This is a genomic window from Vibrio sp. 14G-20 (genome assembly GCF_026241515.1).
Lineage (GTDB): Bacteria > Pseudomonadota > Gammaproteobacteria > Enterobacterales > Vibrionaceae > Vibrio.
On record NZ_JAPHPW010000007.1, the window covers coordinates 46,652 to 63,188 of the forward strand.

At 44.5% G+C, this 16,537-nt stretch carries 17 protein-coding genes; 6 read left to right on the top strand and 11 right to left on the bottom strand.

Annotated features, from left to right (window positions below; all coding sequences use genetic code 11):
- Nucleotides 1-19: 19 nt before the first annotated feature.
- The 4 genes from OQJ75_RS08095 to OQJ75_RS08110 all read right to left on the bottom strand — a co-directional run bounded on the left by OQJ75_RS08095 (nt 20) and on the right by OQJ75_RS08110 (nt 2,765).
- Entirely contained in the window at nt 20-550 is a 531-nt protein-coding gene (locus tag OQJ75_RS08095; protein WP_017077047.1) for a hypothetical protein, read from the bottom strand.
- Between the two features lie 8 nt (nt 551-558).
- Nucleotides 559-945, bottom strand: coding sequence for an MAPEG family protein (locus tag OQJ75_RS08100; RefSeq protein ID WP_265972547.1), 387 nt, complete (start codon nt 943-945; stop codon nt 559-561).
- 615 nt (nt 946-1,560) lie between these two features.
- Nucleotides 1,561-2,028: a YjiG family protein gene (locus tag OQJ75_RS08105; protein ID WP_004737023.1), complete on the bottom strand. Its 468-nt coding sequence runs from the start codon at nt 2,026-2,028 to the stop codon at nt 1,561-1,563.
- Entirely contained in the window at nt 2,028-2,765 is a 738-nt protein-coding gene (locus OQJ75_RS08110; protein WP_048610036.1) for a nucleoside recognition domain-containing protein, read from the bottom strand. Before OQJ75_RS08110 ends, OQJ75_RS08105 begins: the two co-directional genes overlap by 1 nt.
- Nucleotides 2,766-3,298: 533 nt before the next feature.
- Between OQJ75_RS08110 and OQJ75_RS08115 the strand changes: the two genes are divergently transcribed.
- On the top strand, nt 3,299-3,469 hold the full coding sequence (locus OQJ75_RS08115) for a hypothetical protein (RefSeq protein WP_176679001.1): 171 nt from the start codon (nt 3,299-3,301) through the stop codon (nt 3,467-3,469).
- A gap of 249 nt (nt 3,470-3,718) precedes the next feature.
- A complete protein-coding gene (gene nhaD, locus OQJ75_RS08120; RefSeq protein WP_265972509.1) occupies nt 3,719-5,158 on the top strand; it encodes a sodium:proton antiporter NhaD in 1,440 nt (479 codons plus the stop codon).
- On the opposite strand, the gene OQJ75_RS08125 is transcribed toward nhaD, so the two are convergent.
- The 3 genes from OQJ75_RS08125 to OQJ75_RS08135 all read right to left on the bottom strand — a co-directional run bounded on the left by OQJ75_RS08125 (nt 5,155) and on the right by OQJ75_RS08135 (nt 7,584).
- Nucleotides 5,155-5,541 (bottom strand): hypothetical protein, encoded by a 387-nt coding sequence (locus OQJ75_RS08125; protein ID WP_239848105.1) that lies wholly within the window; start codon nt 5,539-5,541, stop codon nt 5,155-5,157. The genes nhaD and OQJ75_RS08125 overlap by 4 nt on opposite strands.
- 158 nt (nt 5,542-5,699) lie before the next feature.
- Entirely contained in the window at nt 5,700-6,182 is a 483-nt protein-coding gene (locus OQJ75_RS08130; protein ID WP_265972507.1) for a methylated-DNA--[protein]-cysteine S-methyltransferase, read from the bottom strand.
- A 25-nt stretch (nt 6,183-6,207) separates the two neighbouring features.
- Nucleotides 6,208-7,584 (bottom strand): AlkA N-terminal domain-containing protein, encoded by a 1,377-nt coding sequence (locus OQJ75_RS08135; protein WP_265972506.1) that lies wholly within the window; start codon nt 7,582-7,584, stop codon nt 6,208-6,210.
- 237 nt (nt 7,585-7,821) lie between these two features.
- On the opposite strand from OQJ75_RS08135, the gene OQJ75_RS08140 reads away from it, so the two are divergent.
- Entirely contained in the window at nt 7,822-8,025 is a 204-nt protein-coding gene (locus tag OQJ75_RS08140; RefSeq protein ID WP_017630337.1) for a hypothetical protein, read from the top strand.
- 189 nt (nt 8,026-8,214) lie between these two features.
- On the opposite strand, the gene OQJ75_RS08145 is transcribed toward OQJ75_RS08140, so the two are convergent.
- Nucleotides 8,215-9,105: a LysR family transcriptional regulator gene (locus OQJ75_RS08145; protein ID WP_017630336.1), complete on the bottom strand. Its 891-nt coding sequence runs from the start codon at nt 9,103-9,105 to the stop codon at nt 8,215-8,217.
- A gap of 154 nt (nt 9,106-9,259) precedes the next feature.
- On the opposite strand from OQJ75_RS08145, the gene OQJ75_RS08150 reads away from it, so the two are divergent.
- Together OQJ75_RS08150 and nagB are read left to right on the top strand one after the other, a co-directional pair.
- Nucleotides 9,260-9,613, top strand: a complete 354-nt coding sequence (locus tag OQJ75_RS08150) for a DUF413 domain-containing protein (RefSeq protein ID WP_010432477.1) — start codon at nt 9,260-9,262, stop codon at nt 9,611-9,613.
- A gap of 583 nt (nt 9,614-10,196) precedes the next feature.
- A complete protein-coding gene (gene nagB, locus OQJ75_RS08155; RefSeq protein WP_017630335.1) occupies nt 10,197-10,997 on the top strand; it encodes a glucosamine-6-phosphate deaminase in 801 nt (266 codons plus the stop codon).
- 227 nt (nt 10,998-11,224) lie between these two features.
- Here nagB and OQJ75_RS08160 read toward each other — a convergent pair whose 3' ends face one another.
- The 3 genes from OQJ75_RS08160 to OQJ75_RS08170 all read right to left on the bottom strand — a co-directional run bounded on the left by OQJ75_RS08160 (nt 11,225) and on the right by OQJ75_RS08170 (nt 15,036).
- On the bottom strand, nt 11,225-11,761 hold the full coding sequence (locus OQJ75_RS08160) for an MltR family transcriptional regulator (protein WP_017065079.1): 537 nt from the start codon (nt 11,759-11,761) through the stop codon (nt 11,225-11,227).
- Between the two features lie 50 nt (nt 11,762-11,811).
- Nucleotides 11,812-12,960, bottom strand: a complete 1,149-nt coding sequence (locus OQJ75_RS08165; RefSeq protein ID WP_009846102.1) for a mannitol-1-phosphate 5-dehydrogenase — start codon at nt 12,958-12,960, stop codon at nt 11,812-11,814.
- Between the two features lie 183 nt (nt 12,961-13,143).
- Nucleotides 13,144-15,036, bottom strand: coding sequence for a PTS mannitol transporter subunit IICBA (locus OQJ75_RS08170; protein WP_265972503.1), 1,893 nt, complete (start codon nt 15,034-15,036; stop codon nt 13,144-13,146).
- Nucleotides 15,037-15,607: 571 nt separating this feature from the next.
- Between OQJ75_RS08170 and OQJ75_RS08175 the strand changes: the two genes are divergently transcribed.
- Nucleotides 15,608-16,474: a hypothetical protein gene (locus OQJ75_RS08175; protein WP_048610279.1), complete on the top strand. Its 867-nt coding sequence runs from the start codon at nt 15,608-15,610 to the stop codon at nt 16,472-16,474.
- The last annotated feature ends 63 nt before the right edge of the window (nt 16,475-16,537 follow it).

The window sequence follows — 16,537 nt, forward strand, 5'->3', positions numbered from 1 at the left end:
AGCGACAGTGCTAGATAATCTAAGGTCTTCTTGCTAGGTCGCGAGCTAAGATAAGCGCTAAACCAAACACCTGAAGAAACAGGGCGATGTTCTTATAGAAAGCCATTTTCTCATCAAGCCTTTGGATTAACTCAACCAAGGTCAGATTATCCAAATAGTAGTCATCAATTCGGGTTCGTTGCGATTCTTGGGCACTGTTTATCAGCATCATAAGCTTAGGTAAGTTAACCAACGAGATGGCCGGCACCTCGTCACTCACCCAACTCCGAAGTTGTCCGCGAAGCGCTTCATCAAGAACAGTGGCAGGTTGAGCGATTTCTGGGGATAGCTTATCAAGGTGAATCAGGATCGCTTCACGCTTACGCTCTAAGGTTTCGATCGTATTCCAGGACAGTTGTATAGAATACACATTGCCGTATTTACGATCGTTGTATTCCGATTTCTCCGCTTCAATTTTGTCCAACACCAAGCTCGACATGACAATCGCCATGATGTTGAGTATTAGCCCTGCAAGGACAATCGCCCAAGCAGGAGGAAGGCGCAATGCCATAATGCTCCCTAGAACATTTTATCAAAAGGTAGGTAAGCTAAGTTTAGGACAATCAAAGAGATCATGCAGATAAGCGTTAACACCATACCCACTTTTCTGCCTTTGAAATTCTTCGCTAAGATCCCTTTCGCGTGAATCACTCGCCCCAGAATAAACGCCACACCAATGACATGAATAAGCCGTACACCAGCCCCATTCACCTCTAGCAACCCCATCAAAATCACCGTGATTGGGATGTAATCCATCGCGTTACTTTGTGCCGAACGTGCTATCTGTAACGACTCAACACCGCCATCGGCATGAGCAACAAGATTGATTCGTCTTTGCTTAATAACTTCGATCGCTAACCAGATCATTACTACCGTAAGCAAGGCTGCGTAAAGTGCTGTAACCATTCTATTTCCCTATTACTTGGTGTTTATTCATCATCCATTACCCATCAATTCATTGATGCGGTCAACGCAAAATGATAGTCGAGCCCGAAAGTTTGTAAGAGATCTCTCACACCGAACGTAAGAGATCACAATCAAGCTTCGCAGAAAATTCCTAAAATACAAACCCAACCCCTTGTTTTGTATGAATCCACGCATATTTCTTTAGGTTAGCGAGGATATTTATTTATCAAGGTGAATTGCGACCAAAGCCCTGAGAGGGTTTAATACACATGTCGACAGGGAGTTGGCAGGAACAGGAAAAAGCCTAACGGATTAGGTATCTTCAGGACGAAGATTTGATGACTTAGGATGAGTTATCAGCAAGGAAGTTATGCTCTAGGATAGAGTCACTTGTCAGGATGATGAGTTAGTAAGGACACCGCTAGGCCGGCGATGAATTGGATAGGTTAAAGGATTTAGCCAAGTCAAGGAACGATGCAGGGAGCATACGTTACCTTATTGAAAAATAAGTAACAACGTCAGTAGCAGGATGGCTACGAAAAAGAACAGAACCCGTTTGGTGAAAGCCAAACGGGTTTTCCTTTTTCTAAAGCTTATAAAGATTCAGAAGTCAGACTACAGAATGATGTTCATCAAGAACATCGCGCCAAATGCGTTCAATACCGAAATCGCGATCATCACTGGGATGTAACGACCTTCAGTTCCGATTGGTCCCATGATACGGCCCATGTATTGCACCTGAGAGCCCATCAAGTAGATAGCTGGTGCCAAAATAGCAATGTGGTTGCCGTTCAGGATGCCTTGGTCAAACAACGTGATAACCACACCTACTGCACCCCCCATCGACATCCACGCGCCAATCAATACCGCTGCCGCTTCACCTGGTAAACCAAATACCGCCATGATTGGAGCAAACACGCTGCCCATCAGATCCAATGCACCCGTAATCTGCAATGCCTTGATAATAACAAACGCCATCAGAACATTTGGCACTGTCGAGGTGGTCGCAATAACCCAACCTTTCTTAGCACCTTCAACGAAAATATCAGTAACCATAGGTTTCTTTGCTTTAACTTCGCTCATTATGCTACTTCCTCTTCCAGTTTTTGTTCTTTGTCTGATTTTGGTTTGTCTTCTTTGCCTTCAGTAATGTTGAGATAGATGCGGAATAGGTTTGCACCGACAAATTTGAAGATGAACATCACAGCCACAGCAAGACCGATTGACGAGGTTACCGCCAAAGAGCCATCCATCGCAGTTAGAGTGAACAACACGGCACCCGACGAGAAGAAGTTAACGATCGCGGCACCCGCCGTGAACTGGAACATGGTAAAGACATCGGTTTCACGCTTAGTTAGATGCCCTTCGTCTTTTAGCTGACGCGTCATCGCTGCACCCGCATCGGTACTTTGCAGAGAAGCAATCAATGCCAAGCCAGAGTTACCCGGAATACCCATTAGAGGACGAAGTAGAGGAGTAAGCAGTTTGCGAGCCGCATCCAGCGCACCATAGTGCTCAAGTACGTTGATCATACCCAGTGCAAACATCACGGTCGGAATAAGTGTCAAAGCAAAAATGAAACCGTCGCGAGCACCACTACCGCCTTTACCACGCAGAGAGGTGGTCGCCGCTTGGATGCCATCGGCCGTTTCACTTACATCGTAAGCGACCTTACCGAATGAACCGTTGAGCGTTGTAAAATCGAACACGCCATACCATTCATTCGACTGCATTAAGCCGGAGAAGAACACAATCGCAAAGGCGAGTGCGATGTAACTGCCGATCGTGACTTTACGATCGGTTTTGGTTGGATTAGTCATAAGGACCTCTATACATCTCGTTTATGTGGAACAGAACACGTATAGATAGTGCAAACTAATGAGCAAAAGGTTAATGACCAAAATCAAATAGCGTATAAGTTTGAATGAAAGAACATCAGCAACATATAAAACTGTGATTATGGTTTAGATATAGAAATACATACTGACAAAATCCTCATATTTCAAATACAAAACTAATCATAATCCGCTTCAACAGCGCAACCGAAAACACACAGAATCGACACACAAATCAGGCTTCAAGAGAAAAACCTTCCCATAGTCCGATCTCTGATAATTATGTGAGAGATCTCTTACATAGATTTCAGCAATTAAATATATTTTTATTATAATACAAATACTTAAATCGTGATTTCGCTTCCAAAATGCAACCGTTTGCCTCTCGTTAATTGAGTTTTGAGCCGAGCTAAAGCGATGAGCCATTTTATAAAGGATTTGAGCTTGATTCGAAATTCCAGCTATTAGAGGTGCTATAGACTTCGCGCTGCCAATATAGAAGGAGAACGGTGACTACTATGGAAATGAGAACACTTAAATATCAAGTAATGGGCAAAGGCATGTGGATCACTGCAACGGTATCTCGCGTAGTAGCGGACAAACTTGCGTTGGAATACCAATCCTACGGCTGGCCTGTTGAAGTATGTGCTGCAGAGCAAACAATGACGTTTGAGCTCGATGCTGCATAATATTGGCAATGTCGAATAAGCTCTATCGGCACCGAGTTCGGTAGGGCTTTTTCACCTAACCTCTATTTTCTTCTGATCGACAGTTTTCACTCCGTTCTATGCTTTTCGACCCGATCTACGGTTTCCCAATTAATCTACTTTCTCCACCATAATCTATTGAATTATTAAGATATCTATCACACCCCACATGGTTATTTAGGTCTACGCTTTTACCCGTGTTAATGACTTATTAACTTCGGAGCGTAATCCATGTTAGGTATCCAGCTTTCTGCTGTTCTCTCTTTGTTTTTCTTTTCTACAGTAGCGAGCGCTGCCACATCGCAGTTAGGAGAACCTCTCAAGCTCACCAGCTCCTTTGCTGGCTACCTATCATTGACCATTTTCGTCATCGCCTACATCGTCGTGATGATGGAAGAATATCTTAAGCTCCGAAAGTCCAAGCCTGTGTTACTCGCAGCAGGTCTCATCTGGATCATCATTGGTTTCACCTACCAAGAACACAACCTTGTAGAAGTGGCTAAACAAGCTCTCGAACACAACCTATTGGAATACGCCGAGCTGCTACTTTTCCTACTCGTGGCGATGACCTACATCAGCGCCATGGAAGAGAGAAGATTGTTTGATGCCCTGCAAGCGTGGATGGTCGGTAAAGGCTTTAACTTCCGTTCGCTGTTCTGGTTAACCGGTATTCTTGCGTTCTTTATCTCCCCTATTGCAGATAACCTCACCACGGCTCTTTTGATGTGTGCCGTGGTTCTTAAGGTCGCGGGCTCCAACCCTAAATTCGTCAACCTTGCTTGTGTGAATATCGTGATTGCCGCCAACGCTGGCGGTGCGTTTAGCCCATTCGGCGACATCACAACGCTCATGGTGTGGCAAGCAGGCTACGTGAGCTTTACTGAGTTTCTTCCGTTGTTCATTCCTTCTGTGATGAACTATTTAGTACCAGCCATAATCATGTCGTATTTCGTTCCCACAACTCAGCCCGACACCGTGCATCAACATGTCGAACTCAAGCGTGGCGCAAGACGTATCGTGTTCTTCTTTATCATGACGATTGCGACCGCGGTTGCCTTCCATGCTGTGCTCCACTTCCCTCCTGTCATGGGCATGATGATGGGCCTCGCCTATCTACAATTCTTTGGCTATTTCTTGCGTAAAACTCTACCGAATTCTTTAGCGAAGAAGAAAGCGGTGGCGATTGCCAATAACGATGAAGGTGCCCTGAAGCGACTCGGCTCGGTGGTGCCATTTGATGTGTTTCGCAGAGTCTCACATGCCGAGTGGGACACATTGCTGTTTTTCTACGGAGTAGTAATGTGTGTCGGTGGCTTGAGCTTGCTTGGGTATTTAGAGCTGGCCTCTGGCGTGATGTATAGCCAATGGGATCCAATTTGGGCGAACATCATGGTTGGGATCTTGTCTGCAATTGTCGATAACATTCCAGTGATGTTTGCTGTGCTATCCATGGAACCACAAATGTCGATTGGCAACTGGTTATTGATTACCTTAACGGCAGGTGTCGGCGGTAGCTTATTGTCGATAGGTAGTGCGGCTGGCGTGGCATTAATGGGCGCGGCGCATGGTAAATACACCTTCTTCGGTCACTTGAAGTGGATGCCAGTGATCATGATTGGCTACGCGGTCAGTATCGCCGCTCACCTGTGGTTGAATGGTGCTCTTTTCTAATTCGATGAACCTTTGCTCGGCTTCTCAACTCGTGTCCACACATTGCTCAATTGCATCGCTGGACACGTATTGCAAGTAAGCACTTCTCCTTGATGCTGAATTCGCATCACCAAATCTGAATCCGTTCTGCTGCTTCCTGAGTTCAGCTCAATGATGATCAAGTCATCGTCGACGCTATAACTGCGTGTAACTGTGTTATCCGTGGTTTGATAGGTCACTTGTCCCGATTCAAAAAGCAAATAACTGTCATTATCCGCGTTCTCATACATGCCCTTGAACAAGACAAGCTGTGGGACTTCGAAGGGTCGACTGGTATCAGTTAAACAACCCGTCAGCAATAGCACGCTACTGCAGCCGATTATCAAAGAGTGATGGCTATTCATTTGGGCATCCTTGCCTAGAGAACATGGTTAAAGGATATGCAACCAAGCGGTTATTTTCCACAAAGTGACGATTTTATTGCAAAGTCACGCTGACAGAACTCCTAGCATTCACTAGCCATTGATACCCACTTCACCAATCATTCCCATTGAATAACAGTTTAATCTTCAGCTCTTCCCTCAATAACCAACAAGCGCTGTTTGCGCTCGACACCGCCCGCATACCCTGTCAGTTTGCCGTTTTTACCAATGACGCGGTGACACGGCACAATCACTGACACTGGATTTTTACCATTAGCTAAGCCCACCGCACGCACCGCTTCCGGGTTACCGATCGCTTCAGCCAATTGAGCGTAGCTCCATGTTTCTCCATAAGGGATGGTAGTGAGAGCGTACCAAACCGATTGTTGAAACGGCGTTCCCTTGGCGGCGATCGGCACATCAAACTCAATGGCCTCACCAGCAAAATAACGATTAAGTTGTTCAGTGACCAGTTCAAAAATCGGAAAGTTATCGTCTTGAACGCCCAACTGATCTGGCTTCGTGGTATGGATTTCAAACCAAGCGCCAAGCAAACCTTGCTCATTAGCTTGCAAAGTAATGATGCCTAATGGGCTCTCATAATAAGTAAAACGATTAGCCATGGTATCTCCTAGCTTAGTATTCCGATTAAGATTGATTCCAACAATGGAATGTGGCGTAGCTGCCCCACGGCGACACGCTTTGTATATTAATAGCAGGGCGATGCTCGATGAATTTCTTGACCACCAAATCACCGACTAGCAAATGATTAGGTTCGCTTAACCCTCGAAGCAGCGCATATTGAATAGTCCAAGGGCCAATGCCTTTTAGCTCAATCCACTTAGAAGGATGCTCGGCTTCGTTGTCTACCATGTACTCGGCAAAACGCTTTAGGGTTTCCTTGCGACTTCCCGGCATTCTTAAAAAGCTCACATCTGCCTCAGCGATCTGCTTTGGTGTCGGGAAGTAAGTTTTCTCATCTGCACCAGAAAGCTCTCTTACCAACAGGTTAAGCTGACCAATCGCCGCAGTGACCGACACTTGCTGACCGAGGATCGCCCTAACTCCGGCTTCCCAAGCACTCCACACCCCAGGGATACGAATGCCACTTTTGGCTACCAAATTAGGGTCGATTGTTGTAAAGAAGGCTTCGACCTTTGCTATGTCGACATCTAAGTCAAACATTCGTCGGATGTTCGCAATCAAGCTTCTTAGTTGATTGATATCGTCCAACTCAAACTCAATATCCAAGCGGTTATCTTTGACTAAAGTGGCCTTGAACCAGCCCTTCGAGCCGTTCACATTCACCGTGCGCTGGTAATAGTCCTCACCGACCTCTTCTATGCCTTCAATCATTCTTCGTCGGTAGAAAGCCAACAGGTGTTTCCAATCTAGCGGGCCATGAAAGCCAAGCTGAATGTGATTACTCAAGTTGTTGCTTGGCTTAGAGCGTCGGATTTGACTTGGCGAAAGCTTGAGCTCTTTGAGAAAGGCATCATTAAAGCGGCGCGTGCTATTAAAGCCGCTCGCAAAGCCGACATCGGTAATGCTCATGCTACTGGTGTGCAGCAACTGCTTAGCAAACATCAATTGGCTATACAGGCTATATTGCTTAGGTGACACCCCGATGTAATTGTCGAATAAGGTTCGCAAGTAACGGTCGGAAATGCCTAAGCGGGTCGCAAGGTCGACAATTGAGCCCGTATTCAATGCGCCATTGTCAATCAGCTGCAAGGCGCGCAAGAAAGTGGTTTCAACGCCCTTCCATGCTGGAGAGAAAGGCGCGCTGTCTGGTCGACAACGCAAACAAGGACGATAGCCAGCCTTTAGTGCCTGAGCTTGATGAGAAAAATACTCAACGTTTTCTTCTTTAGGCGGGCTCGCAGGGCAAATAGGACGACAGAAAATCCCGGTCGTTTTCACCGCCGTAAAAAACATCCCATCAAAGCGAGCATCTCGCGCATATCGAGCTAAATGGCACTGTTCACTCGTTAAGGTACTGTTGTGATGGATATTTTTCGACATGATGTGTTCTTCCCATTTGCCATGATTTTGGCTCCGATAACTAAAAGTTTACCGTGAACGACCAGAGTCGCTAGCCACTTTCGGAAGCGAAGGTTATATAAATCACAAAAAAGGGTTTTAATTTTATTCAATTCGACTAAATTTAACCTAGAGAAGGCATTCTTCTCACAACGTCAACGATAGGTACTTAGCACGCCAAAGATGCAGAGACCTATCGAATATAAAAAGGAAAAGGCTATGGTTCTTCACACGTGTCGTATTGTTTTATCAAACCAACAGGTTCTCACCAGTCAATCAGTCGAACAGTCTCTAAGCTTTCTTGAAGGCAAAGCAGATAACGGGATCTCTAAGATTGAAATTGACGCAACGGATGGCCACACAATCCATTCGTACATGTCACACTCTCTCGAAGAGTCTATTGAGAATCTAATGAACCTATAAGTGTGTTAACACTATAGAGCCTTTGAATAGGGCTAGGTATACCAGGCTTAAACGATTTTATTGGAATGAGAAACGATCTCTAGTTCCGAAAAGAAGTACATCTCTGGTTTAAAACAAAAATGGCTCCTAACTAGTTAGGAGCCATTTTTTTATCTCGTCAACAAAGCATATTGCTGGCTGCACGTGCTATTACTCTGGCGTCTGTTCAGCGGCTTGTTGCAGCGTGTAAGCGGTCGATGGGTCAATCTCATTAACCAATTTCTCAACCTGCATGATCGCATCCACCGAGGTGCTGCTCTTGCGGTAGCTTAGATAAATTGGGCGATACCAGTCTTCAACCCCTTTCACCTTGTGTAACTGACCCGAATCGATAAAAGGTTCGACTAGAGAGACAGGCAAATACGCACTGCCACCTTTCTCTAAAATGAAATCGAGGGCAATACGAGCGGTTGAAGTACGTAGGTATGGCGCGGGTACTTTAGGGTGGCGCTCTGCGTGTTCAGAACCAAAGCGCGTGCCCCAATCAACATAAACGTATTTATGTTGGAACACAGATTCCAAGTCATCTTGCTGAGTTGATACCAACACCAAAACCAGATCAGCGACTTTTTTACAGTTCAGCTCTTCTGCTTTGATCTGATCGAAAGCGAAAGCCATGTCTAAGGTTCGTTCTAGCAAATTACGGTTCAGTTGCTCACGCCCCATCACCTCTGCCATGAAGCCGTAACCACCAAAAGAATCGGTCACCACGCTCAAACAGTTTTGCAAATACGCATCCCAAATATTAGGTGTGCCGCCGAGTGTTAGCTGTAAGGCTTTTCCACTCTCTAACGACAGCTCAAATTTGGCTTGTTGTAAGGTAGAAACCATCACTTCAGCATAACCAATCAAACGCTCACCAGAAGATGTGAGCTTGATATTATTGCGGTCACGAATGAAGAGTTGAGTATCAAAATAGCCTTCAAGCTGTTTGATTCGCGCACTCACCGCCGCTTGCGTTAAATACAAGTTTTCAGCTGCACGCCCAAAATGGCGCACCCTTGCAACCTCAAGAAAGGTTCTAAATACTTTCACATCCATCAAATACATCTCTGTAATAAATCTGCTAACTAGCCGATCTAGGATTGTTTATCGTAAAGGCAAAAACGTTTTGTTTCCTATTTTAGCCTTTTAACAATATTTTCGCGTGAGCAATAAACACTAATTTCTATCTAACCACATTACTGAGGCTGATATGTCTGAGACCGAATTCCGTCACGGAAAAAAACGTTTTTATGACACCATTAAATTCCCACGAGGGTTCGCTAAGTCGGGTGATTTTACTCTGTCAGAAGAGGAAATCCTAACCTTGTTTGGTGACACTATGCTTGCACTTGAGACTGGTGAATTAACACCAACCAATGCAGAAGAAAAGCACTTCATCAAAGTGTTGTCTCACCCTCATAAGGCAAAGTCCAAGTTAGAGCGTGTTTGGTTGAAGTACATTCAACTGGCTCGTGGACGCCGTCGCTTTCATACCCTAAACGGCTGCAAACGCGGCGAAGTGCCTAGGGAAGAATACGAAAGTGAGTTAGTGTTAGAAGATTAGTAAAATCGCTCAAGGTGATACCTCATCACTTTGGGCTTTTTTTTACCTTCAAGGTTTACACTTTAAGCTCGCTTTTTCTTCGTAATAGGTAAGTTTAGCTAACCTGTTCGGTTTTACCAATATTTATAGATAATTCATAGCGATAGCGTGAATTAACATCTATTCTCAGCCATTCAGACGGGTATATAACCCAGCTAAATTCTTCTCACCTCGCTTAGCAACTTCCTTTTATCACGATAGTGGCACATTGCCATCATTATTTTTCATGCCTCAACTATACTCTCAAAGCCGATGAGCGCGCTGAAGCTCTTCAATGCGTCAAAGCTTATCAATCTGCAGAAATGCACAGACCCTTTCAGGCACTGAATCAAATCAACATTCCTGCTTATGACAAGCGTATTAATCTTGTTTAACGCCACCAAATATCCATACAATTATTGTGCAATTTTGAGAGTTCTAGTCACAGATACGACGAAAAAAGCAAAAACTTGACCTAAAACAATAGCGGAACTCGATTACTTATTTTATAATGCGAATTAATGTTTCAGAACACTATAAAATTTAATTTCTAGGGGCAAAATCAATGAGACTTATTCCATTAAGCAACAAAGCTAAAGTAGGTAAATGGGCTGCTCGTCACATCGCAGATTCTATCAACAAGTTCGCTCCAACTGCTGAGCGTCCATTTGTACTAGGTCTTCCTACTGGTAGCACACCTCTAACTACTTACGCTGAGCTAATTGAACTTTACAAAGCTGGCGAAGTTAGCTTCAAGCACGTTGTAACATTCAACATGGATGAGTACGTTGGTATCGACCCGAACCACCCAGAGTCTTACCGCACATTCATGCACGAGAACTTCTTCAACCACGTTGATATTCAAGCAGAAAACATCAACCTGCTAGACGGTCAAGCTGAAGACATCGATGCTCACTGTGCAGCATACGAAGAGAAAATCCGTTCTTACGGCAAAATCAACCTATTCATGGGCGGCGTAGGCATCGACGGTCACATCGCATTCAACGAACCAGGTTCTTCTCTATCTTCACGCACTCGTATCAAAACGTTGACTGAAGACACTCGTATCGCGAACTCTCGTTTCTTCGATGGCGACATCAACCAAGTTCCTAAATACGCACTAACTATCGGTGTTGCTACTCTTCTAGACGCTGAAGAAGTAATGATCCTTTCTCTAGGCCACAACAAAGCGCAAGCGCTTCAAATGGCTATCGAAGGTTCTGTAAACCACATGTGGACTGTTACAGCTCTACAGATGCACCGTAAAGCTATCATCGTTGCTGATGAGCCAGCTCAACAAGAGCTTAAAGTTAAAACTCTACGCTACTTCCAAGAGCTAGAAGCTGAAAACATCCAAGACCTATAATCCCGATAGTCTTGAATAGAAAAAGCCACTGAGTGTGGCTTTTTTTGTGCCTGCTGCTTTTGTATTTAATGGGAAGAGATTTCGGATATTTTTTAGAGGCATAAAAACAACAAAGCGATTTCTCCAACGAGAGAAACCGCCATCATTTTAAACTTTGTATTGAAACGAACGAACAGCTACAAGATATGTAGGATGTGAAACAAGATAAGCAGGGCTACAAACTAGAGCTAAGAGCTCAGCGCGTTATCTCGGCAGAGGGTAGTAATAATGTCAGTGATAGCCAATACGATCGTCGACTTCACCTTTTGATTATGTCGCCCCAAGAACATTTCAAGCATTGGGCCAGACATGGTTTCCACCATCTCCGCATCATATTCGATAGGCATAATACGCTGAATTGCGTGCACCTTGTTGAGCTCAAATATCACATCAACTTCTGTGAAGCTGGTGTCTTCACCCTGTATTTTCGCCCACTCTTTCAAGGTAACGAAAACCTCGAGATCGTCGTAGAGTTCTTTACTGATCACGCCAAGCCCGAGTAGCAACTTAGCACGAATCATGATCTCGCCTAACGGCCCACCACTGTTGAGAAGTGGCTCGACAACGAACTTAATTGCAGTGTCGTCTTTCTTAAAGATGTTTTTTAATACGGCATCTACCGTGTCGTCCAATGCATCATAAGCAGCCATTAGGCAGGCGCCAGCACTCTCAGCTTCCGAAAGGGCTTCGAGTAATTCAGTTTCATGGCTTGTTTGTATTGGCATAACGGCTCGACAATAAGAAAGTGCCACTGGTGTGGCACTTTGATGGTTTATCATTTCAATGCTAGATAAGCTTCTTCCGCTAGTTTAACAACTTCTGAGTCACTATTCAGCTCAGAATAATGCGCTAATGTCTCAGCAAAGCCTTTTTCTGCGAACATTGCTTGAAGTTCAACCGCTTGAGGGTCGTCCTCGTTCTTGTAATGGAACGCAGCAGCGATTGCTTTTACTAGGTGAGCATTCGGTAGGCCGTACTCTAATGTACCGTTTAGAGGCTTAACTAGGCGGTCTTGCGGGCTCAGTTTACGGATTGGCTGACGACCAACGCGGTCTACTTCATCACGTAGGAACGGGTTAGCAAAACGACCTAGAATCTTTTGGATGTAGGCAGCGTGAGCTTCTGGATCAAAGCCGTAACGCTTAATCAGAACCGCACCACTCTCTTCCATCGTTGCTGTTACTTCAGCGCGGATTACATCATCTTCGATAGAGTCTTTAATAGTCTCATGACCTGCAAGCACACCAAGGTATGCCGTTACCAAATGACCTGTGTTTAGCGTGAACAGTTTACGCTCAACGAAAGCCATTAGGTTGTCAGTGCATTCCATACCTGGGATGTTTGGAATCTCACCTTTGAATTGTGTTTGGTCTACGATCCACTCGCTGAACGTTTCAACCGTTACCGCTAGAGGGTCTGTTTCACCCGCTTCTGCCGGTGGAACAATACGGTCAACCGCAGAATCAACAAAGCCAATGTGCTCTTCAGTGAAGGCTTTCATTTCATCAGAAAGGTGCTCTAGAACCGCTGCTTTTAATTGGCTAGTACCGCGAACCATGTTCTCTGCCGCGATGATGTTCATTGGTGCAGTGTTGTTTGCTGCTGCACGCTTTTCAATGCCTTGAGCGATAGACTTAGAGATGATCTTAAGAACCGTAGGGCCCACTGCCGTCGTCACAAGATCAGACTCAGCAATGCAATCTACTACTGCGCTTGTCGCTGAGTTTACTGCTGTCACGTTCTTAACAACTTCAACAACACACTCTTCGCCAACAATCTTAACTGGGTATTCTTGGCGTTCAATTAACGCATTTACAACCGTTTCATTTACGTCAGCAAACGTAACCTTCATACCAGCGTCAGAAAGAAGCTTACCAATGAAACCACGACCGATATTACCTGCACCAAAATGTAACGCTTTCATAATTTTGACCTTATAAATATTTGAATCTAGATAGCTAACTGCTCAACAACATGCCTTGACGATGTGCTATAGGCATTAAGCAGTAAGCTATTCAGACTGAATCTTGTTAGAAAGATTAAGACCGAAAATGAGGCCAGTAGGGGGATACCGGCCTCCTTCACTCAGGAGCTTGACTAGAGCTTTTTAGTTTCCGTTGAGAATACGTAGAACATCAGCAGGGTTTGTTGTGTTCTGTAGGCATTCCACAGCTTCTTCATCATCGAGTGAATTGGTAATAGCCATCAGCACCATGTTGTGCTCATCGCCTTGTGCGGCAATACCGATAACCATTTTCGCAATGTCGTCTTCATCTTCGCCCCACTGAATACCTTCAGGGTACTGACAGAAAACGATGCCGGTTTTTTGTACGTACTGTTTCGCTTCGATTGTGCCGTGTGGAACTGCGATAGACTCACCTAGGTAAGTAGACACCAGCTCTTCACGAGCAAACATGCCATCTACGTACTCTGGAGATACGTTGCCAAGTTTTACTAATTGGTCGCCAGCAAACTTGATTGCGTCTTCTTTCTGAGTCGCTTTAAGGCCAAGGAAGATGCTGTCATTAGTAAGTGCAAGCTTGTTGCCTTCTTGAGCTGGCGCTGCTGCAGGAGTTGGGGCTTCTACTTTCGCTTCACCACTTTGAGCATCGACAAGCTCAGCAACTAGTTGGTCGTACACGCCGCCGTCTAGGAAGTTGCTTAGAGACATATGCATCGCACCAGGCACAGTACTACGAGCACGGTCTGTTAGGTCTTTATGCGTAATAACGATTTGCGAATCAGCTGGTAGGTTGTTGATGGCGTAGTTGGTCACTTCAATGTCTAGGCCTGCTGTTGCTACTTTCTTACGTAGTAGACCTGCACCCATTGCACTTGAACCCATACCCGCATCACACGCTACATAAACTGCTTTTACATCCGCTAGGTTTACGTTTGCTTCTGATGCTGCACCTTTAGAAGACGCTTTCATGTCTTTCATTTGTGCAGAAGCTTTCTCTAGTGAATCTTCCTCATCATCTTGCGCTGATGTTTTAAGAAGGATTGACGCTACAACAAACGATACTGCCGTTGCTGCGATAACCGATAGAATCACGCCGATGTAAGAGCCTTTTGGCGTCATCAGTAAGACTGCGAAGATAGAACCTGGTGATGCTGGAGAGATAAGGCCAGAATCGAACATTACGTTAGTGAATACGCCAGCCATACCACCTGCGATTACCGCAAGAATTAGACGTGGGTTCATTAGAACGTAAGGGAAGTAAATTTCGTGGATACCACCTAGGAAGTGGATGATAGATGCACCAGCAGCAGATTGCTTCGCGCTACCTTTACCAAACACCATGTAAGCAAGTAGAAGACCAAAACCAGGACCTGGGTTTGCTTCGATTAGGAAGAAGATAGAACGACCCATCTCTTCAGATTGCTGGATACCTAGTGGAGAGAAGATACCGTGGTTGATTGCGTTATTTAGGAATAGGATTTTCGCAGGTTCAACAAAGATAGATGCTAGAGGTAGTGCGCCTGCTTCTACCATTGCGTTTACACCAGCCGCAAGTCCGCCAGACAGAATCTTAACCGCAGGACCAATCACGATGAACGCGATGATCGCACAGATCATGCCGATGATACCCGCAGAGAAGTTGTTCACTAGCATTTCGAAACCACTCTTCACTTTACCGTGAACAGCTTCATCGAATTTCTTAATTGCGATACCACCTAGTGGACCTACAATCATTGCACCCATGAACATTGGGATATCAGTACCAACGATAACACCCATTGTTGTGATAGCGCCCACTACCGCACCGCGGTCACCACCAACCATTTTACCACCGGTGTAACCAATCAATAGTGGCAGTAGGTATGTAATCATAGGACCAACCATTGATGCTAACGTTTCGTTAGGCCACCAACCCGTTGGGATGAATAGTGCAGTAATGAAACCCCACGCAATAAATGCGCCGATGTTTGGCATTACCATATTGGATAAGAAACGACCAAAGTTTTGAACCTTAATCTTTGCTTCTGGTGATAACATAGGTAGAACCCCGTAATGTATTGGTTGGTCAAATGACCGAAAGTGTGTACTCAAAAGTCGATTAAAATGTATCACAACATTTCCAAAATGCACCTTAGCCCAACTTTCGTGATAGCCATCACACACGAAAAACACTTTCGGGTTAACAAGCACACCTTAGATCACAAAAACACCATGAATTTAAATTACAAAGCCAAATTAATGAGAATAGATATCATTAACACACGATTAAGATCACATTTTATTTTGTAATACTTAAAAATAAATAGTGATCAAAATCACACTTAATAAAATATAGCATCTAAGATCTATATAAACCGTATAAAAGAACATCGTGTCACGTATATAAAATATGCGCCCAGATGAGCATAATCGCTATAAGTGTAATTTAATTACAGATTGAGCTACATTTTGCTAAAAATACAAAACGAGACCTAACGCTCTACTAAAAACATAGACCACTGAACTGCAGTTAGCATTGATAGATGTGATATGGTATTTACCAACGCTATCGCATCATATATATCTCCAACACCCATCAACTGATGACTCCGCTATTTGAGAAAAGACTATGTCAGACAAAATTTCCACATCCGCACTCGCTAAACAAAAAGGCATAGAAGCTAAAGCTTTATTTAGCGATCTAAAAACAGCGGGCTATATTGTGCGTTCACAAGAGCGTTGGATTCTCACTGAGCGGGGAGAAAGCTTTGGTGGGGAATATGTCGAACACAAGAAGTTTGGTGTCTTTATTGTCTGGCCAGAGAAACTGCTTATCGATTTGGACTCATTCTCAGGAAAAACACTCACCGCTACCCAGCTTGGTAGCGCCTTTCAACTCAGCGCAAAGAAAATCAACTTACTGCTCAACGAGCTTGGTTGGATAACAAAAGAAGAAGACGGTTGGCATGTCACCTCTACAGGCTTAAAAGCCGGAGGTGAACAAAGGGAAGACAAAGCGACTCAAAACTTATTCGTGGTATGGCACGACTCACTGGTTCGCAATAAACGTTTAAAGCAGTCTGTTGTTGAATTCCTGGGGCATGATGCTGAAAGCCACTCGACCGATGTGTCATTCTCCAGTTTTCGTCAGAAATTTGAGGCGAAGCACCGAAGCTTAGATGGGCATTATGTTCGATCAAAGGGAGAGCTGATCATCGATAACTGGCTTTATATGGCAGGAGTGGTTCATGCGTACGAGCGTCCGCTTCCGATATCAAAAGAAGTGATCAGCGATTTTTATCTACCAAGTGGCAAAGTATACATCCAGTTCTGGGGAACCGATTCTGCGCCCATCGCCGAAGATAAACGTGAAGCGACGAGAAAAATCTATGAAGAGCATGGTTTTGGTCTAATCGAAATCACGCCAGAAGATATCCCCAACCTAGACAGCGTACTTCCGCCATTATTGCGCCAATATGGTATCAAGGCTTACTAAGCTACTGAATCTAGAGATTCCACCTCCATTAAGATCACATTTATCGAATCATTATGGACATTA